General features: G+C 67.9%; 15 protein-coding genes, 1 tRNA gene and 1 pseudogene. 9 read left to right on the forward strand and 8 right to left on the reverse strand.

What is annotated here, in order from left to right; translation table 11 throughout:
• Nucleotides 1–3: 3 nt before the first annotated feature.
• The 4 genes and pseudogenes from ACFVIV_RS19795 to ACFVIV_RS19810 form a co-directional block, all read right to left on the reverse strand.
• Complete coding sequence (locus ACFVIV_RS19795) at nucleotides 4–1,128, reverse strand: FG-GAP repeat domain-containing protein (protein ID WP_379198269.1); 1,125 nt, start codon at nucleotides 1,126–1,128, stop codon at nucleotides 4–6.
• 136 nt (nucleotides 1,129–1,264) lie between these two features.
• Nucleotides 1,265–1,837 (reverse strand): XRE family transcriptional regulator, encoded by a 573-nt coding sequence (locus ACFVIV_RS19800; RefSeq protein WP_379198511.1) that lies wholly within the window; start codon nucleotides 1,835–1,837, stop codon nucleotides 1,265–1,267.
• 36 nt (nucleotides 1,838–1,873) lie between these two features.
• Nucleotides 1,874–2,176, reverse strand: a pseudogene (locus tag ACFVIV_RS19805) (helix-turn-helix domain-containing protein); the annotation flags it as partial.
• Nucleotides 2,177–2,252: 76 nt separating this feature from the next.
• A tRNA-Arg gene (locus ACFVIV_RS19810) sits at nucleotides 2,253–2,326 on the reverse strand.
• A gap of 204 nt (nucleotides 2,327–2,530) precedes the next feature.
• On the opposite strand from ACFVIV_RS19810, the gene ACFVIV_RS19815 reads away from it, so the two are divergent.
• The 7 genes from ACFVIV_RS19815 to ACFVIV_RS19845 all read left to right on the forward strand — a co-directional run bounded on the left by ACFVIV_RS19815 (nucleotide 2,531) and on the right by ACFVIV_RS19845 (nucleotide 14,291).
• Nucleotides 2,531–4,573 (forward strand): cytochrome c oxidase assembly protein, encoded by a 2,043-nt coding sequence (locus ACFVIV_RS19815; RefSeq protein WP_379198271.1) that lies wholly within the window; start codon nucleotides 2,531–2,533, stop codon nucleotides 4,571–4,573.
• Entirely contained in the window at nucleotides 4,570–5,526 is a 957-nt protein-coding gene (locus ACFVIV_RS19820; RefSeq protein ID WP_379198273.1) for a threonine/serine dehydratase, read from the forward strand. Before ACFVIV_RS19815 ends, ACFVIV_RS19820 begins: the two co-directional genes overlap by 4 nt.
• A gap of 143 nt (nucleotides 5,527–5,669) precedes the next feature.
• Entirely contained in the window at nucleotides 5,670–6,116 is a 447-nt protein-coding gene (locus ACFVIV_RS19825) for a single-stranded DNA-binding protein (RefSeq protein ID WP_379198275.1), read from the forward strand.
• Nucleotides 6,117–6,126: 10 nt separating this feature from the next.
• On the forward strand, nucleotides 6,127–7,803 hold the full coding sequence (ettA, locus tag ACFVIV_RS19830) for an energy-dependent translational throttle protein EttA (protein ID WP_379198277.1): 1,677 nt from the start codon (nucleotides 6,127–6,129) through the stop codon (nucleotides 7,801–7,803).
• 398 nt (nucleotides 7,804–8,201) lie between these two features.
• Entirely contained in the window at nucleotides 8,202–13,103 is a 4,902-nt protein-coding gene (locus ACFVIV_RS19835) for an NAD-glutamate dehydrogenase (RefSeq protein ID WP_379198279.1), read from the forward strand.
• Nucleotides 13,104–13,144: 41 nt separating this feature from the next.
• Nucleotides 13,145–13,600, forward strand: coding sequence for an acyl-CoA thioesterase (locus tag ACFVIV_RS19840; RefSeq protein WP_379198513.1), 456 nt, complete (start codon nucleotides 13,145–13,147; stop codon nucleotides 13,598–13,600).
• Between the two features lie 91 nt (nucleotides 13,601–13,691).
• Entirely contained in the window at nucleotides 13,692–14,291 is a 600-nt protein-coding gene (locus ACFVIV_RS19845; RefSeq protein WP_379198515.1) for a hypothetical protein, read from the forward strand.
• A 4-nt stretch (nucleotides 14,292–14,295) separates the two neighbouring features.
• Here ACFVIV_RS19845 and ACFVIV_RS19850 read toward each other — a convergent pair whose 3' ends face one another.
• The 3 genes from ACFVIV_RS19850 to ACFVIV_RS19860 form a co-directional block, all read right to left on the reverse strand.
• Nucleotides 14,296–15,051, reverse strand: a complete 756-nt coding sequence (locus tag ACFVIV_RS19850) for a phosphodiesterase (protein WP_379198281.1) — start codon at nucleotides 15,049–15,051, stop codon at nucleotides 14,296–14,298.
• 108 nt (nucleotides 15,052–15,159) lie between these two features.
• Nucleotides 15,160–15,477 (reverse strand): AzlD domain-containing protein, encoded by a 318-nt coding sequence (locus tag ACFVIV_RS19855; protein ID WP_379198283.1) that lies wholly within the window; start codon nucleotides 15,475–15,477, stop codon nucleotides 15,160–15,162.
• On the reverse strand, nucleotides 15,474–16,175 hold the full coding sequence (locus ACFVIV_RS19860) for an AzlC family ABC transporter permease (protein WP_379198285.1): 702 nt from the start codon (nucleotides 16,173–16,175) through the stop codon (nucleotides 15,474–15,476). Before ACFVIV_RS19860 ends, ACFVIV_RS19855 begins: the two co-directional genes overlap by 4 nt.
• Nucleotides 16,176–16,250: 75 nt before the next feature.
• On the opposite strand from ACFVIV_RS19860, the gene ACFVIV_RS19865 reads away from it, so the two are divergent.
• The gene (locus ACFVIV_RS19865) at nucleotides 16,251–16,823 is read left to right on the forward strand and encodes a helix-turn-helix domain-containing protein (RefSeq protein ID WP_379198287.1); all 573 of its coding nucleotides are present in this window, start codon (nucleotides 16,251–16,253) and stop codon (nucleotides 16,821–16,823) included.
• A gap of 80 nt (nucleotides 16,824–16,903) precedes the next feature.
• On the opposite strand, the gene ACFVIV_RS19870 is transcribed toward ACFVIV_RS19865, so the two are convergent.
• Nucleotides 16,904–17,596: an HNH endonuclease gene (locus ACFVIV_RS19870; RefSeq protein WP_379198517.1), complete on the reverse strand. Its 693-nt coding sequence runs from the start codon at nucleotides 17,594–17,596 to the stop codon at nucleotides 16,904–16,906.
• 269 nt (nucleotides 17,597–17,865) lie between these two features.
• Between ACFVIV_RS19870 and ACFVIV_RS19875 the strand changes: the two genes are divergently transcribed.
• On the forward strand, nucleotides 17,866–18,270 hold the full coding sequence (locus ACFVIV_RS19875; protein ID WP_379198289.1) for a globin: 405 nt from the start codon (nucleotides 17,866–17,868) through the stop codon (nucleotides 18,268–18,270).
• The last annotated feature ends 136 nt before the right edge of the window (nucleotides 18,271–18,406 follow it).

The raw sequence follows: 18,406 nt of genomic DNA on the forward strand, positions 1-18,406 counted from the left end.
CCCTCAGTTGTGCAGGTAGGTGGACAGCCACGGACCGATCATGGGACCGGCCACGAGGTCGAGCCTTCCGTCGCCGTTGAGATCGACGGCCTCCACCGATTCGACCGAGGCCGGCGCGGAATGCCATTCGGCGCGTGTGAATCTGCCCGTGCCGTCACCGCGCCACAGCGTGATATTGAGCGTGATGGAATCCGCGGCCACCATGTCCACGTGCCCGTCACCGTCGAAATCGGCCAGCGCGAGCCCGGCATTCCCCGGCGTGCCGATCGTCCAGTTCGACTGTCGCGGACCGGTTTCCCCGCCCAGCCACACATTGACCCCGCCCAGGCTGGTCACGCCGACGATATCCGGACGGCCATCGTGGTCGATATCGGCGACCCGGATGGCCTCCTGGACCAGATCCGGGGCGAGCAGCGTGCGATTCCGGCCGAAGCCCCCGGTCCCATTGCCGTACAACACATTCAGTACAACCGGGAAGCCGCTCGCCACCACGATGTCGGCATTGCCGTCGGCGTCGAAATCGGCCGTCTCCAGCCCGACGCTGGCAATCCCGGCCATGAGCGTGCTGCCGGTGAAGGTCCGGTCGCCATTGTTGCGGAACACCGCCGACGGTGTCGCCGCCACCGCGAAATCCAGCCGCCCGTCCTCGTCGAAGTCGGCCGCCCGCACCGCCCCCGGGGCGAGTCCCTGCGCGAAATACCTGCCCTGCTCGGCGAATCCGCCGAGACCATCGCCGAAGAGGACCACGAGATCGCCGAGCCCATTGGCGACGATCAGATCGAGCCGGCCGTCCCCGTCGAGGTCGGCGGCGGTGATCCCGTCCGGCACCACACCGGTGAAGAAGTGCCGCCCCGGCTCGAAAGTGCCGTCGCCCCGCCCCGCCAGCACACGAATGCCGAAGGCGCACAGATCGGTCAACGCCACATCGGCGCGTCCGTCACCGGTGAAATCACCGGTCGCAATGGCCTCCGCCGTAGGCGAGTTGCCGCAGACCGTCACCGGTACCGCGCGTTCCGGCCCGAACACCTGCCCGCCCGGATCGGACAGAGCCGTAGTCGAGGCCGCCACGTGCAGGGCGGTCGCCACCGCGCACACGGCCGCGCCGCGCTTCCACCGGCCACCGGTCATGCCCATCTCCCGGAACATCGAGTCGTGCCGCCGACTGTATGACCCCGTGCCGGCCCGCGCGTTGACGGCGCACGTCACATGGTTGGCCGAACCGGCCACAGCCCCCGAACCGGCCCCGTGCGCAGCCGGGAACGAATCAGCCGTTGTTCTCGGTGCTCGTTCCGAATCCCGCCACGAAAAGAATCCGGTCGCGATATTCGACGGAATCGAATTGGAATACTCGCAAATCCAGCTGATACTCCTCGCCGGAATCCGCCCGCCGCAGCGCCATCCATGCCGGATCGCGCCCATATCCGGCCTCACAGCTGTTCCAGATGCGCTGGAATTCCGGGCAATCGGAGAGTTCGTCGATGCTGTCGGCCCACCACTCCGGATGGTCGGACCTGCCCATGAACCCCTGGAACAGCGCCACCGTGAGCATGGCCTCGTGCTCCCATTCGACCAGCACCCGCTTCGAGCGCTCGTCCCGGAACAGCCAGCGCAGAATGCTCCCGTTGTCGAGGATCCCGCTGAAGGTCCGCCCATAGGACTCGTTGCAAGCCAGCACATTCGAGCGAGTATCGAGATAAACCGCAGGCCACGGCTCATGCCGCCGCAGCGCATCCAGCGAACTCTGCGACAGCGCCCCCCGCAGATCGTCTAGCGACGGCAGCCCCACCACATCCAGCTTGGCCAGATCGAACAAATGCCGGCGCTCCGCCGTACTCAACGGCCGCACCCCATGCAAAAACCCCGTCAACACCTCCACCACCGCATGCGTCGGCCGCCCCCGCTGCCCATTCTCCAAGTGCGTGATGTAACTGGCACTCACATTCGTGGCCGCCGCCAGCCTCTCCCGCGACACCCCCCGCTCATCCCGCAGCCGCCGCAGCACGGTCCCGAACGTCGGCTGGTAAACGCCCAAAAATCTCGACCGCCCGGAGTCGTTCCTACAAGACCCCCGAATATTATCCGCGCCCCCACCCCCACCAAACCAAATGGTCTCCAATTCGCCGCCCCAGCAACCCCGCCGATACACATCAATTAAGAGGAATAGGAGCGCCACCACAACCCGCCGGTTTGAGAGCCGATCGGTATGGGTACCTGTGAACCTGTCGTGCTGTGCGCACGGCAGGGTGGAGAAGCGCCCCCGGCAGGAATCGAACCTGCGACCTAGGGATTAGAAGGCCCTTGCTCTATCCAACTGAGCTACGGAGGCAGTGCGGGGCATCGGCGTTGATGCGGGCACCAAACACCTTGACCGAAATCGGTCTTGGTGTCCAGCGGGTTAAGTATAGCGAGCGTCCAGATCGGGAATGGGTGGTCGCCTAGCAACTGTTCGGCGCGTCGGGGCCGTTGTGCAGACCGGGGGACGGGAAACCCCAGGGGAGTCGGGACGGGTAGTCCGAACTACCCTGGGCGTATGTCGTCACCGCAGGACCCGCCCGCAGCAGCCGACGTTCGAGCTACCCGGTCGGGTTCGGGGGGGACGTTCGCGGCGATCGCCGCTGTGGGCGGAGCGGTGGCCGCCGTGACTGCGGCGCTGGTGGTGGCGTTGTCGGCGGCGCAGGCCCTGACGCTGCTGGGGATTCCGGATCCGGGGGCGCTCACCACGTACGGGCTGCCGGCGGTGCGGGCGCTCGCTGATCTTTCCGCCGCGGTGGTGGTGGGCTCGCTGCTGTTCGCAGCGTTCTTCGTGCCGCCGCAGGGCAATGGGGTGCTCGATGCCGGGGGGTATCGGGCCCTGCGACGCGCCGGGAACGCGGCGGTGGTGTGGGCGGCGTCGGCCGCATTGCTGGTGCCGCTGACATTGTCGGACACCACCGGGCAACCGGTGCTGGACAATCTGCGGCCGGAAGCGGTGTGGCGCGCGGCGAATCAGGTCGACGTGGCCTCGTCGTGGCGGCTGACCGTGTTCTTCGTGCTGGCGCTCGCGGTCGGGTGCCGGGTGGCCCTGCGGTGGGGATGGACTCCGGTGCTGCTGTGGGGGTCGATCATCTGCCTGATGCCGGTCGCCCTGACCGGGCATTCGTCCTCGGGCGGCGCGCACGACCTGGCGACCAACAGCCTGATCCTGCATCTGGTGGCCGCGTGCTTCTGGGTGGGCGGGCTGTTCGCGGTGCTGGCCTACGCCTTGCGGGACGGCAAGTACACGGCGCTGGCCACGCGGCGGTTCTCGCTCATCGCGACCATCTCGTTCGTGGTGATCGCGGCCAGCGGCGTCATCAACTCCTGGGTGCGGCTGCCGCAATTCGGCGACCTGTTCAGTACTACTTACGGGCAGTTGATCCTGGCCAAGACCGCGGCCCTGCTGGTGCTCGGGCTGATCGGCTATCTGCAGCGGCAGCGGGCGCTGCCGGATCTGGAGAAGGATCCGAGCGATCGCGCCGCACTGATCCGGTTCGCGGGCGTGGAGGCGCTGGTCTTCGCGGCCACCGTCGGCCTGGCGGTCGGTCTCGGCCGCACCCCGCCGCCGCCCCTGCTCGAGGTGCCCACGCCCGCGGAGGTGGAGATCGGCTACAACCTGGCCGGTCCGCCGACCGTCGCGCGCATCATGTTCGACTGGCGCTTCGATCTGATCTACGGAACGCTCTCGATCGTGCTGGCCGTTCTCTATCTGCGGGGCGTGGCGAGGCTGCGCACCCGCGGCGACGCCTGGCCGGTGGGGCGGACCATCGCGTGGCTGGCGGGTTGTGCCACGCTGCTGATCGCGACCAGTTCCGGTATCGGCCGTTATGCCCCGGCCATGTTCAGCGTGCACATGGGCCAGCACATGCTGCTGTCGATGCTCGCGCCCATCCTGTTCGCCCTCGGCGGCCCGGTTCTGCTGGCGCTGCGGGCGATTCAACCGGCCGGTCGCGACCAGCCGCCGGGGCCGCGCGAATGGATCCTGGCCGCGGTGCACAATCCGGTCTCGCGCTTCCTGACCCAGCCCGTGGTGGCGTCGGTCTTCTTCGTGGGCGGGTTCTACGCGCTCTACCTGGGCGGCATCTTCGACAAGGTGCTCGATTCGCACGGCGCGCACCTGATCATGAACGCGCACTTCCTGCTCAGCGGATACCTCTTCTACTGGGTGGTCATCGGCATCGACCCCAAGCCCCGGCAGGTGGAGCCGCTCACCAAGCTGGGCATGGTGTTCGGCTCGCTGCCCTTCCACGCCTTCTTCGGCATCGCGCTGATGAGCATGCAGACGGTCATGGGCGGCTGGTTCTATCGCAGCCTCGGACTGGGCTGGAACATCGACCTGTTCGACGATCAGAAGACCGGCGCCGGTCTCGCCTGGGCCAGCGGGGAGATCCCGCTCGTGGTGGTGATGCTCGCCCTGCTCATCCAGTGGTCGCGCAGCGATGACCGGATGGCCAAACGGCTCGACCGCCAAGCCGACCGTGACGACGACGCGGCGCTGGCCGCGCACAACGCCATGTTCGCCGAGCTCGCCCGGCGTGATCGAGAGGTACCCAAGTGAGTGATGTCGCCTTGACGCGGAAGGTCAAGCGGCTCTATCGATCCGACGTCCGGCGGGCACGACGCCTGCTGCACGGGCACACCCGCAAGACACCGGTTTTCCACACCGATATCCAGGGGCCGCGCGGTCCGGTCCCGGTCACGCTCAAGCTCGAGCACCTGCAGCACGGGGGCACGTTCAAGGTGCGCGGCTGCCTCAACGCGCTGTTGCAGGCCCGCGAGGACAACAGCAGCGTGGTGCTCGCCTCCGGCGGCAATGCCGGCATCGCCGCCGCCCTGGCCAGCGCCCTGCGCGGCAAGTCCTGCACCGTGGTGGTGCCCGAATCGGCCCCGCACACCAAGGTCGCCGCCATGTGGTCGCACGGCGCCGAAGTGCTGTGGCACGGAACCACTTACGCCGAGGCCCACCGCTACGCCCGGGAACTGGCCGTGGAGCGCGGGGCCATGCAGCTGCACGCCTACGACCAGCCGGCCGTCGTGGCCGGGGCGGGCGTGGTCGGGCTGGAGATCGAGGAGCAGGTGCGCGGCCGCCCGCCGGTGCTGGTGGCCGTGGGCGGCGGGGGCCTGGTGGCCGGCATCGCCATCGCGCTGGGCCTGCGCGGGCGGGTGATCGGCGTCGAACCCCAGGGCGCGCCCACCCTGCACGCCGCCCTCGCGGCGGGCCACCCCGTCGAGGTCGATGTGTCCAGCGTCGCCTCGGACGCCTTGGGCGCCAGCCGCATCGGCGATATCGCCATGGAGGTCGCCAAGCGCTATCAGGTGCGATCCCTGCTGGTCAGCGATGACGACATCGTGATGGCGCGCGAATACCTGTGGCGCGAATTCCGCATTGTGGTCGAACCGGCCGGGGCGACCGCCGTGGCGGCCATTCAGAGCGGTGCGTACGTGCCTGCCGCCGGGGAGCGGCCGGTCATCGTGCTGTGCGGGGCCAATACGGATCTCGCGACGCTGTAACCGGATTCACGCCACTGATGTGGCGGTTGTTCACATGCCGCGCGGTTGTCCACAATCCCCGGAACAGGGCTGTTGCGCGGGCCCGCCACGGGCCAAGCTGGAGGCACGAACGAATCACAGCCGAAACAGCAAGGGGGAGTGCGATGTACGAGGCGAATACCGCGGTGATCGGGCGAGTGGTCACCCATCCCACACGACGGGAATTCGGAAACGGTGACCAGGTGTTGTCCTTCAGGCTGGCCAGCACCTCACGCCGCTTCGATCAGGCCACCGGCGACTGGGTCGACGGCGGCACCCTGTATCTGACGGTAACCTGCTGGCGCAAACTGGTCGAAGGCGTCGAGTCCTCCCTCCAACGCGGCGACCCGATCATCGCCTACGGCCAACTCCGCTCCAACGAATACACCAGCCGAGACGGCGCCGAGCGCAGCGACCTGGAAATGCGCGCCCTCGCCCTCGGCCCCGACCTGGCCCGCTGCACCGCCCCGGTACAGCGCAAACACTTCGCCCCCACCACCCATCCGGACCCGGCCCCCGGGCCACGCGACGATGCGGACACTGCCGGAGAACCGGCAACTCAACACAGATAGGCTTGCCGATATGGCTGAGTTCATTTACCAGATGACGAAGGTTCGAAAGGCGCATGGCGACAAGGTCGTGCTCGACAATGTGACCTTGAACTTCCTTCCCGGGGCCAAGATCGGTGTCGTCGGTCCGAACGGCGCCGGTAAGTCGAGCGTGCTGAAGATCATGGCGGGACTGGACCAGCCGAACAACGGGGATGCCTGGCTGGCGCCGGGCGCGACTGTCGGCATCCTGCAGCAGGAGCCGCCGCTGAACGAGGAGAAGACCGTTCGCGGCAATGTCGAGGAGGGGCTCGGCGAGATCAAGGTGAAGCTGGACCGCTTCAACGAGATCGCCGAGCTCATGGCCACCGACTACTCCGATGAGCTCATGGAGGAGATGGGCAAGCTGCAGGAGGAGCTGGATCACGCCGACGCGTGGGATCTGGACTCCCAGCTGGAGCAGGCCATGGACGCCCTGCGCTGCCCGCCGCCGGAGGAGCCGGTCACCAACCTCTCCGGTGGTGAGCGCCGCCGCGTGGCGCTGTGCAAGCTGCTGCTGAGCAAGCCCGATCTGCTGCTGCTCGACGAGCCCACCAACCACCTCGACGCCGAATCGGTGCTGTGGCTCGAGCAGTTCCTGGCGAACTACCCGGGCGCCGTGCTGGCCGTCACCCACGACCGGTACTTCCTCGACAATGTCGCGGGCTGGATCCTCGAGCTCGACCGCGGCCGCACCTTCCCCTACGAGGGCAACTACTCCACCTACCTGGAGAAGAAGGCCGAGCGGCTCGAGGTCCAGGGCAAGAAGGACCAGAAGCTGCAGAAACGCCTCAAGGACGAGCTGGCCTGGGTCCGTTCCGGCGCCAAGGCCCGCCAGGCCAAGAACAAGGCGCGCCTGGGCCGCTACGAGGAGATGGCGGCCGAGGCCGAGAAGATGCGGAAGCTGGACTTTGAGGAGATCCAGATTCCGGCCGGTCCGCGCCTGGGCAATATCGTGGTCGAGGTCGACCACCTGGACAAGGGCTTCGGCGACCGCCAGCTCATCAAGGACCTGTCGTTCACCTTGCCGCGCAACGGCATTGTCGGCGTCATCGGCCCCAACGGCGTCGGCAAGTCGACGCTGTTCAAGACCATCGTCGGTCTCGAGCAGCCCGACAGCGGCACCGTGAAGGTCGGCGAGACGGTCAAGCTGAGCTATGTCGACCAGAACCGCGCCGGCATCGACCCGAACAAGACGGTGTGGCAGGTGGTTTCCGACGGCCTGGACTTCATCCAGGTCGGCAATCAGGAAATGCCGTCCCGCGCTTACGTTTCCGCATTCGGCTTCAAGGGCCCGGATCAGCAGAAGCCGGCCGGCGTGCTCTCCGGTGGTGAGCGCAACCGCCTGAACCTGGCGCTGACCCTCAAGCAGGGCGGCAACCTGATCCTGCTCGACGAGCCCACCAACGACCTCGACGTCGAAACCCTGTCCTCGCTGGAGAACGCCCTCGAGAACTTCGCGGGCTGCTCGGTGGTCATCTCCCACGACCGCTGGTTCCTGGACCGCACCTGCACCCACATCCTGGCCTGGGAGGGCGACGGCGACAACGACGCCAAGTGGTTCTGGTTCGAGGGCAACTTCGAGGCCTACGAGGCGAACAAGATCGAGCGGCTGGGTCCGGAAGCGGCGCGTCCGCACCGGGTCACCCACCGCAAGCTCACCCGCGGATAGCTCGAACCGATATCCGCACCGGGCCCGCGGGGTCCGGTCTCAGCCCGGCTCGCGCGGGGATGGCGCTCGTCATCCCCGCATCGGCCGGGAGTCGATAGCTGGACAGCTCGACGTTTGCCAGAGGGCTCTTCCATGTCTTCAGAGTGAACGGCTATCGAGGAGCGAACTCGTCGATTTCGCGTACGCATTTGTGCGTGAAATCCGTTTTGGTGCAAGGTTTGTCGTACTCGACCTGGCGATTCCGCGTGGCATCGGCAATCGCCGAACCGTCCGGTTTGTCCGGAGTGTGCGACGCGGGCGCGGCATTGGCAAGAACTCAGCCCGGCACATCCGCCGCTCAGCTACTCTCGGACCCGGCGTCACTTTGTTACGGAACCGAATCCCAGGAGTTGGCGAAAATGACGGTCTCGTCCGAATTGTCCAGCGCGGCGTGGGCTGCGAGTTTGCCCGCCTCACTGCGCGGCAATCTGGTTTCCCTCGAGGAGGCGTACTTCCGTCACGTCGACGCCGGGGACGCGGACTGCGCCATTCCGGCCACCTCCACCCAGATCTTCCGCTGCCACGTCGATCTCGCCATGCGCCGCACCCCCGGCATTGCGAACGTGCGAGTGCACCACCCCGATGACGAGTCCGGCCTCGGCGCCGCCGTGCAAATGGTCACCGACGATATGCCGCTGCTGGTGGAATCGGTCACCTCCTCGCTGAGCCGCATGGGCGTCAGCGTGAGCGAGGTGGTGCACCCCATCTTCGAGGTGACCCGCGACGGCGAGGGCGCGCTCGAGACCGCCGTCCCGCACGAGGTGGACGGCAACGGCGCCACCGGATTACGCGAATCCTGGATGCACGTGCAGCTGCATCCCTCCACCAGCCGCGACCTGCTGGAGCGGGTCGGCAGCACCCTCACCGACGTGCTCACCGACGTGCGCCGCGTCATCGAGGACACCGAGGCCATGCGCGAGGCGCAGGCCCGGGTGGCCGAGCAGCTCGAGGCGGCCGCCAAGAACGGCACATCTCCTTTCAGCGCAACCGATCTCGGCGATTGCGCCAATCTGCTGCGCTGGCTGGCCGACGGGAACTTCACCGTGCTCGGCTACGCCCGCTACGAGCGCACCACCGTCGAGGGGCAGGCGAAGTCGGTCATCCTGCCCGAAACCAGCCTCGGCGTGCTGCAGCCCCGGGTGGGCACCGACTTCCGGGTGCCCGACAACAGCGGCGACCAGCCGCTGCTCATGCTCACCCAGGGCCTGGTGCCCGCCACCGTGCACCGCGCGGTCTACCCCTACTTCGTGGGCGTGGCCGAGATCGACGACTCCGGCGCCCTGCTCGGCGAGCACCTGTTCATCGGCGTCTTCACCGTCAATGCCCTGCACGAGAACGTGCTCGACATTCCGGTCATCTCGCGGCGGGTGCGCTCCATCATCGAGGCCAGCGGCTTCGATATGGACTCCTTCTCCGGTCAGGAGATGCTCGAGGTCATCCAGTCCTTCCCGCGCACCGAACTGTTCTCCTCCGATGGCGAGACCCTGCGCCGCACCGCCAGCGCGGTCCTGAATGTCGGTATGCGCCGCCAGGTTCGGCTGTTCATGCGTATGGACGGCTACGGCCGCTTCGTGGCCTGCATGGTCTACCTGCCGCGCGACCGCTACACCACCCGGGTGCGCCTGGAGATGCAGGACATCCTGATGCGCGAACTGGGCGGCGTCTCCATCGACTACTCGGCGCGCGTCTCCGAAAGCGACCTGGCCAGTGTGTATTTCACGGTGCGCCTGCCCGATGAGGGCGGCGCCGCCGACACCACCGAACCGAACCGGCTGCGCATCCAGCATCTGCTCGCCGAGGCCAGCCGCACCTGGGAAGACCACCTGCGCGATGAGACGGCGACCTCCAACGTGCTCGATCCGGCCATAGCCGAGCGCTACGCCGACGCCTTCCCGGAGAGCTACAAAGAAGACTTCCCGGCCGGGCGCGGCCTGGCCGATATCGTCCGGCTGCAGGGCCTGCAGGACGGCGGCATCGATCAGTACCTGTATCGGGATGCCGACTCCGAGCCCGGCTCGTGGCGCTTCTCCCTCTACATCGGCGGCAAGGGCATCTCGCTGAGCCAGGTCCTGCCGGTGCTGCAGAGCCTGGGCGTGGAGGTCATCGACGAACGCCCGCACGAGCTCGAGCTCGACGGCGGGCCCGAACAGTGGATCTACGACTTCGGCCTGCTGGCCCGGCCGGAACTGCTGCGCAGCGCCCTGGACCAGAGCATGGACGCCCAGCTGGTGGAGTCCTCCGCGCGGCTGAACGTGCTCGACGAACAGGTGCGCGGCCTGCGGGAAGGCTTCACCGAGGCCTTCGAGGCGCTCTGGTACGGCCGCGCCGAGGCCGACAGTCTCAATGAGCTGGTGCTGCGCGCCGGGCTGCACTGGCGCTCGGTCTCGATCCTGCGCGCCTACGCCAGATACCTGCAGCAGGCGGATTTCCCCTACTCCCAGGCGAATATCGCCCGCGTCCTGCTCGCCTACCCGGATGTGGCGCGGCTGTTCGTGGACCTGTTCGCCGCCGTCTTCGATCCGGACTCCGCCGACGAGAGCCACGCCAAGGATCTGGAAGCGGCCGTGCGCCGCCGCATCGACGATGTGGTGAGCCTGGACGCCGACCGCATCCTGCGCGCCATCCTGAGCCTGATCAAGGCGACGCTGCGCACCAACTACTACGTCACCGATGCCGAGGGCCGGTCGCGGGATTACCTGTCGTTCAAGGTGGAACCGCATCAGATCGCCGAACTGCCCAGGCCGCGGCCGCAATTCGAGATCTTCGTGTACTCCCCGCGGGTCGAGGGCGTGCATCTGCGCTTCGGCCCGGTCGCGCGCGGCGGGCTGCGCTGGTCGGACCGCCTCGAAGACTTCCGCACCGAGATCCTGGGCCTGGTCAAGGCGCAGGCGGTGAAGAACGCTGTCATCGTGCCGGTCGGCGCCAAGGGCGGTTTCGTGGTGAAGCAGCCGCCGGCCGCCACCGCGGACCCGGTCACCGACCGGCAGGCCTTCCAGGCCGAGGGCGTGGCCTGCTACCGCACTTTCATCTCCGGCCTGCTCGATGTCACCGACAATGTGGACCGCGCGACCGGCGAGGTCATCCCGCCCGCGCGGGTGCGCCGCCGCGACGGTGACGATACCTATCTGGTGGTCGCCGCCGACAAGGGCACCGCCACCTTCTCCGACATCGCCAATGGCGTTGCGCGGCAATACGGTTTCTGGCTCGGCGATGCCTTCGCCTCCGGCGGCTCGGCCGGCTACGACCACAAGGCCATGGGCATCACCGCCCGCGGCGCGTGGGAGAGCGTGAAGCGGCACTTCGCCGAAATGGATATCGACACCCAGAGCGAGGATTTCACCGTCGTCGGCATCGGCGATATGAGCGGCGACGTCTTCGGCAACGGCATGCTGCTGTCGGAGCACATCCGCCTGGTGGCGGCCTTCGACCACCGCCACATCTTCCTGGACCCGAATCCGGATGCGGTGAGCTCCTTCGCCGAACGGACGCGCATGTTCGCGCTGCCGCGCTCGTCCTGGGCCGACTACGACCGCTCGCTCATCAGCGAGGGCGGCGGCGTGTGGGACCGCACCGTGAAATCCGTCCCCATCAGCGAGCAGGCCCGCGAGGCGCTCGGGCTGGCCGCCGACGTGACGGCGCTGTCGCCGCCGGAGCTCATGCGCGCCATCCTGAAATCGCCGGTGCAACTGCTGTGGAACGGCGGCATCGGCACCTACATCAAGGCGAGCACCGAGACCAATGCCGAGGTCGGCGACAAGTCCAATGACGCGGTCCGGGTGAATGCGAACGAGTTGCGGGTCAAGGTCATCGGCGAAGGCGGCAACCTGGGCGCCACCGCACTGGGCCGCATCGAGTTCTGCCGGCACGGCGGCAAGATGAACACCGACGCGCTGGACAACTCGGCGGGCGTGGACTGCTCCGACCACGAGGTCAATATCAAGGTGCTGCTGGACGGCGTGGTCTCCAGCGGCGAGCTGCCGGAGAACGAGCGAAATCCGCTGCTGGCCTCCATGACCGACGAGGTCGCGGCGCTGGTGCTGCAGGACAATGTGTCCCAGAACTATCTGATGGGCATGTCGCGGGCCGAGGCGCCGCGCATGCTCAATGTGCACATGCGCGTCATCGACGATCTGGCGGACCGGCGCGGCCTGGACCGCGAACTGGAGGCGCTGCCCAGCGATATCGAGATGAAGCGGCGCATGGAGGAGGGCACCGGGCTCACCTCGCCGGAGCTGTCCAATCTCATGGCGCACGTGAAGCTTTCGCTCAAGACCGACCTGCTGGCCAGCGATCTGCCCGACACCGCCTACTTCTCCGCGCGGCTGGTGCAGTACTTCCCGACGCCGCTGCGCAATCGATTCGGGGCCGCCATCAAGCGGCACCGGCTGCGGCGCGAGATCACCACCACCATGCTGGTGAACGAGGTGGTGGATCTGGGCGGCATCACCTACGCGCACCGGCTCAACGAGGAGATCGGCGCCACCGCCTCCGATGCCGTGCGGGCCTTCACCGCCGCGACGCAGATCTTCGGACTGCACACCATCTGGGAGCGCATTCGCGCCGCGGAGATCTCCACGAGCATGAAGGACGCGCTGGAACTGGAGACCAAGCGGACCCTGGATCGCGCCTCGCGCTGGCTGCTCAACAACCGGCCGCAGCCGATTGCGGTGGGCGCGGAGATCCACCGCTATGCCACCGAGGTGCACCGGCTCGCGCCCAAGGTGCCGGGCTGGCTGCGCGGGCATCACATCGACACCTTGAACGTGCAGTCGCAGGCGATCATCGGCAAGGGCGCGCCCACCGAGCTGGCGACCGAGGTGTTCGGGCTGCTGAATCTCTTCCCGCTGCTGGATGTGATCGATATCGCCGATATCACCGATCGCCGCGGTGAGGAGGTGGGCGCGCTGTACTACGCGCTCAATGACCACCTCAAGATCGACTGGCTGTTGCAGGCGGTCAGCCACCTGGAACGCGGTGATCGCTGGCATGCGCTGGCCCGGCTCGCGCTGCGCGACGACATGTACGGATCGCTGCGCTCGCTGACCCTCGACGTGCTCTCCGCCGGCGACCCGGAGGAGACGGCCGAGGAAAAGATTGCATACTGGGAGTCGAAAAATCAGTCCCGGCTGGGGCGCGCGCGTAGCGCCCTCTCGGAACTGTTCGAATCCGGAACCCACGACCTGGCCACGCTGTCGGTTGCGGCGCGGCAGGTGCGCAGCATGGTGAGCGGGGTGGGTGCGCAATCGGAGGTACCGCGTTGACCAGTGTCGGTTCGCTGAACGGGCATAGCAAGTCGCTGGATGTGCAGAGCACGTCTTTGGAAGAGCAGGCGTTCGGCACGCCCAAGCGCTTCCACACCAAGGTCGAGGTGCGCTGGTCGGATATGGACGCCTTCCAGCACATCAACCATGCCCGCATGGTGACCTTGCTGGAGGAGGCCCGGATTCCGTGGCTGTTCCTCGACGACCGGCCCACCGTCGGCCTCAAGTCCGGCTGCGTGCTGGCCGATCTGCGGGTGCAGTACAAAGGCCAGCTGCGGCACGAGGATTCGCCGCTCGACATCTCCATGTGGGTCGAGCGGCTGCGCGCCGTGGACTTCACCGTCGCCTATGAGGTGCGTGCCGCCGCGGCCGCACCCGACTCCCCGCCGGCGGTGATCGCCTCCACCCAGCTCGCCGCCTTCGATATCGACACCCAGCGCCTGCGCCGCCTCACCACCGAGGAACGCGACTACCTGTCGCTGTGGCTGAACGACTGAGGCGAGTCCCGCGACAGTGACGTCCGAACTCACCCTGCACATCCCGGATCCGGCGGAACGGGAGAACCTGGCCACCTTCGTCTCGCACGCGATGCGCCTGGACCCGGCCGCCGTCATCCGGCTGCGCCGCCGCGGCGACCGTTACGTATCCGCCTGGGCCGCCACCGGTTTCGAGGCGCTGGCGGTGCGCACGGTCGTCGGCTCCCTCGGCACCGACGATGTCACCGTCGGCGGCGATATCGTCCTGTCCCGCCTGCACGGGCCCGAGCCCGGCGCACCGCTGGAGCTGGGTTACCGCATGGACTCGGCTTGGCGTTCGGCGCTGCCGCCCGAGTCCGGGTTCGTCCACGTGGACGACGTCCCGGCCCGCATGCTCGTCGAATTGGCCGAGCGCGGAGCGGAATTGGCGCAGGAGCACTCCGCCGGTCACGGGCCGCCCGCCTCCCTGCTGGACCAGACCGTGCTCACCGTCTCCAATGCCGGGGAGAGCGTCGAAGTCCCCATGCGCGTCGTCTTCGCGCTCGCCGCAATGGATTTCATCCCGCACGGCGGCGAGAAGACCGACTCCCGCCGCATCTCGGTGGACGAGATCGTCCGGGTCCGCGCCGCCCGCACCTGGCTGCGCCTGGACGCCCGCTACGGTTCCGTGGCGCGCCGCCGCGGCCCGGGCCTGCCGCTCCTGACCAGCTGAGGCGCTAGATCTCCGGCGGGCGCGGACGGGGATGGCCGTCTTTCATGCCCTGGAATCCGGCCACCCCCTGCGTGGCCACATTCTCCGATTCCCCGCGCCCGCGCCGGCTTCCGCTGTAGGCCCACTCGCGCACCGCCGCCACCGCGCGCGGCAGCAGTTCCACCTCCGGCGGCATATTCCGGACCGGGTCGAAGAATCCGGGCGCCGCCTGTTCGCCGATCTCGGGTTCGGCAATGGTGATCTCGGCCAGTGTGCGCATGGGGCCGGTGCGCGGTGCGGCCGCGAGGGTGAACCCCAGCCGCTGCCGCTTCAAATGCGCCTGCAGCGCCGCCAGCGACGATGTTTCCGGTTGCGCCCCATCGGGTTCGGCGAATATCCATTCGACGGGCCCCTGCTCGAACCGGTAGGCCATGAGGCTGCCGTAGCTGGCGCTCGCCCAGCCGCGCGCCGGTTGGATCAGGAATCGGCTCCACGGTCCGGTGCCGGTGGTGGCCAGCACGAGATCCCAGGGCCGGTTGTGCCGGTCCAGCACCCGCAGAGCCAGGCCCAGCGCGTCGGGGAGATCGGCGGGCAGTCCGATGCCCTTCGAAATCCGTGCCAGCACAGGACGATCCGCGCTTCCCAATAGGTGCTTGTACTCGCCGTCGACGGCATGCAGCGCACCCGTCAACGGGAGCCCGGCCGGATGGAACACCCGATTGCGGCGCACCCACGCCCCGCCGGCGAATACTCCACGCACGATTCGGTCGGGAATAGCCATGAATCTGCACCTCTTCGTTTGCTCGGCACTTCGCCTCGCAATACCCGTGTGCGGCCGGGTGAACCCTGGGCGCGGCGGTGTCCGGCCCGTCGCGGTGGTCGCCGCGGGTCAGTGCAGACCGAGTAGTCGCAGGCCCGCGGTGGTGACGGCGGCGGCCAGAATCACCGCGAGCAAGGGCGCTTTACGCCAGGCCAGCACGGCGGCGACGAGAACGCCTGCGGGGAGCGCGATTCCGACTCGATGGTCGCCGGAGGGGATGAGCGTGGTCACGGCCAGGGCGGTCAGCAGGACCACCGAGGCGATTTCCAGGAGTTTGACCGTACGGGCGGAGACCTTGACCCGGCTGCGCAGGACGGGCCCGGCGAAGCGGAAGGCATAGGTGCCCACGGCCAGGGCGCACACCCCCAGCAACAGGGCCTTCGTCATGCGGGAACCTCGCTCGACGGCTCGTCGGCCTTGTCGCCCCGGCGGGCGACCAGCAATACCGCGGTGAGAGCCAGCAGGACCGGGAGCCCCGCGCCCAGGAAGGGCGTCGTCACCGCGGCGACCGCCGCACCGGTCAGGGCCGCGACACGCGTCTGCGGATCGCTCAGGGCCGGAATGACCAGGGTGATGAGGACGGCCGGGAAGACGGCGTCCAAGCCGAAGGCATTGGGGTCGGGAACGATCGAGCCCAGCAGCGCGCCGATCGCCGCGCCCATCGGCCAGGCCGCCACCACCGCCAGGCCGCAGAGCCAGTAGGCGGCGCGCCGCCGGTCCCGGTCGGGCTGGGACAGCGCCATGGCGACGGATTCGTCGTTCATGATCTGGGTGCCGACGAGACGTCGCCAGCCCGTCCCGACGACATCGGGGACCGACAGGCCGTAGGGGAGATGCCGGGCATTGACGAGCAGGCCCGCCAGCACCGCGGCGATGAGGCCGCCGCCCGCGGTGACAATGCCGATGAAGACGAACTCGGAGCCGCCGGCGACGACCGCGAGGCTGAGCAGGATGGGCAGCCAGGCCGGCAGCCCGGACGTGACGGCCGTCGCCCCGTAAGAGACGCCGATCATGGCGACTGCCAGGCAGATCGCCGCGATACCGGTCAATACACCCCGATCCAGTGTTCGCCATATCGAACGCATGTTGTCTATATTGAACGCATCGAGTCCGAATAGTCAAAGGGGTGCGGCAGCGAGCCGGTACTGTGTGAACCCATCATGATCCACGATGAGAGCCCTCCGACCACCTCGCCGCAGGAGGCGATCGCGGCCGCCCTGCGCCGGGAGCGCGCCCGCTCCGGGCTGTCGCTCACCGAGGTGGCCAAACGGGCGGGCATTGCCAAATCCACGCTGTCCCAACTGGAGTCGGGATCCGGCAATCCCAGCATCGAAACGCTGTGGGCGCTGTGCCTGGCGCTCGGTATCCAATTCTCGCAACTACTGGATCCGCCGCGGCCGCAGGTGCAGGTGATCCGGGCCGGCGAGGGCGCGGAACTGGCTTCGGCGCAGGCGGAGTACCGGATCACGCTGCTGTCGGCCGCGCCGTCGAACGTCCGGCGCGACATCTACCGCATGACCGCCGAACCCGGGCAGCCCCGCCGCTCCGATCCGCATGCGCGGGGCGTCACCGAGCACGTGATGCTGTGCGCGGGCCACGCCAATGCCGGCCTCGCCGCGTCGCCGGTGGAACTGCGGCCGGGGGATTACATCTGCTATCCGGGTGACGAACCGCACGTCTTCGAGGCGCTCGAACCCGGCACCTGGGCCATGCTCATCAGCGAATACAGCTGATCCCGGCCGGGCGAGCGCGCACGGCATAGCGAACGTTCGGCATATCGGCCGACGAACTCTCGGAAGCCGAGTGCGGCGGACTAGGCCGCACCCTCACCGAGGTACTGCAACCAGGTCGGGTCCAGCTCCGAGCTGGCCGAGAGCAGTCGCCAGTGTGGGCCCTTGGGCGATTCCAGGGGATGCACCAGGGTCCAGCCCAGTTCGCTCAGCAGCTTGTCCGCCTTGCGATGGTTGCAGGGCGCGCAGGAGGCGACGCAGTTCTCCCAGGTGTGCGGCCCGCCGCGGCTGCGCGGAATCACATGGTCGATGGTTTCCGCCTTGCCGCCGCAATAGGCGCAGCGATACCGGTCGCGGTGCATGAGCGCCGCGCGGGTCATCGGGACGCGAGCGCGGTAGGGGACACGCACGTAATTGCGTAGTCGGATGACCGAGGGCAATGCCACCGAGGTGCCGGCGGAATGCACGACCGGGCCCTCGGGATTGTCGTGAACGGTATCGGCCTTGTCGCAGATCAGCAGCACGATGGCGCGGCGCGCGGACAGGGCGGTGAGAGGTTCGTAGGTGGCGTTCAACAGCAGGACGCGGCGTTTGGCCCAGCTGGAACCGGTGGAGACTTCGGGCGGGCGATGCGCGTGATGATCATGATGCGCACCCGGATGATGGTCGGACAAAACATGCAGCGGAATGGCCCCCGACCCACGATTGTGGACGTCGGCGGGCTGGAGTTGTCGATGTGTCCGCGCCTCATGCCTGGCGCTGTGCCGCTGCTTCATGGGCATACCCCGAATCCGTATTCGTCCGATGGGTGCTTCGTCTCGGCAGACTGCCACCCAGTTGACCATGGAAGTCCGCAGAATGCACGGTGATTTTGCAGATTCTCGGGCACAAACGGGTGAACAGGACGTGACCTGGGGCGTCGTACCCGTGCCGGTCGCGCAGCGGGGGGTATACGAGAGGCCGCCACGTTGGTGCGCGGCGGCCGCGAACGCCGAAGTGAGGGACGCGACGGGCCGCGATCGCGGACTGTGGGCACAATGGAGCCGTGACTTCCGGTGAGCAGACGACGACATCCTTCTATGACGCGGTGGGCGGGGCCGCGACCTTCGATCGGATCGTCGCGGCCTTCTACCGGGAGGTCGCGGCCGACGAGGTGTTGCGACCGCTGTACCCCGAGGAGGATCTCGGGCCCGCCGAGCGGCGGCTGCGGATGTTCCTGGAGCAGTACTGGGGCGGGCCGCGGACCTATGGCGAGGAGCGGGGGCATCCGCGGTTGCGGATGCGGCATCACCCGTTCAAGGTGGGGCCGATCGAGCGGGACGCCTGGTTGCGGGCCATGCACATCGCGGTGGCCGAGATCGAGCCGGAGGTGCTCGACGATGCCCATCGCAAGCAGCTGCTCGACTACTTCGAGATGGCCGCCAATTCGCTCATGAACTCGCCCTTCTGAATTCATTGCGCAGAAGGTGAAGCCGCCCAGACGGTTTCCGGTGCGATCGCGACACCGCTGACGATTTGCTGAAACTGGACAAGTGTCGTCTTTGCGGCCCCGGGCGGCGGTGTGCTTTGGCACCATTACGACTGTG

This window comes from Nocardia sp. NPDC127526, assembly GCF_042672265.1.
GTDB lineage: Bacteria > Actinomycetota > Actinomycetes > Mycobacteriales > Mycobacteriaceae > Nocardia.

Coding starts and splice junctions, on each gene's coding strand:
- ACFVIV_RS19850 (WP_379198281.1), bottom strand. CDS start 15,051: ATGGCTATTCCCGACCGAATCGTGCGTGGAGTATTCGCCGGCGGGGCG.
- ACFVIV_RS19845 (WP_379198515.1), top strand. CDS start 13,692: ATGCGCCTGGACCCGGCCGCCGTCATCCGGCTGCGCCGCCGCGGCGAC.
- ACFVIV_RS19860 (WP_379198285.1), bottom strand. CDS start 16,175: ATGCGTTCGATATGGCGAACACTGGATCGGGGTGTATTGACCGGTATC.
- ACFVIV_RS19835 (WP_379198279.1), top strand. CDS start 8,202: ATGACGGTCTCGTCCGAATTGTCCAGCGCGGCGTGGGCTGCGAGTTTG.
- ACFVIV_RS19870 (WP_379198517.1), bottom strand. CDS start 17,596: ATGAAGCAGCGGCACAGCGCCAGGCATGAGGCGCGGACACATCGACAA.
- ACFVIV_RS19795 (WP_379198269.1), bottom strand. CDS start 1,128: ATGACCGGTGGCCGGTGGAAGCGCGGCGCGGCCGTGTGCGCGGTGGCG.
- ACFVIV_RS19865 (WP_379198287.1), top strand. CDS start 16,251: ATGATCCACGATGAGAGCCCTCCGACCACCTCGCCGCAGGAGGCGATC.
- ACFVIV_RS19855 (WP_379198283.1), bottom strand. CDS start 15,477: ATGACGAAGGCCCTGTTGCTGGGGGTGTGCGCCCTGGCCGTGGGCACC.
- ACFVIV_RS19815 (WP_379198271.1), top strand. CDS start 2,531: ATGTCGTCACCGCAGGACCCGCCCGCAGCAGCCGACGTTCGAGCTACC.
- ettA (WP_379198277.1), top strand. CDS start 6,127: ATGGCTGAGTTCATTTACCAGATGACGAAGGTTCGAAAGGCGCATGGC.
- ACFVIV_RS19825 (WP_379198275.1), top strand. CDS start 5,670: ATGTACGAGGCGAATACCGCGGTGATCGGGCGAGTGGTCACCCATCCC.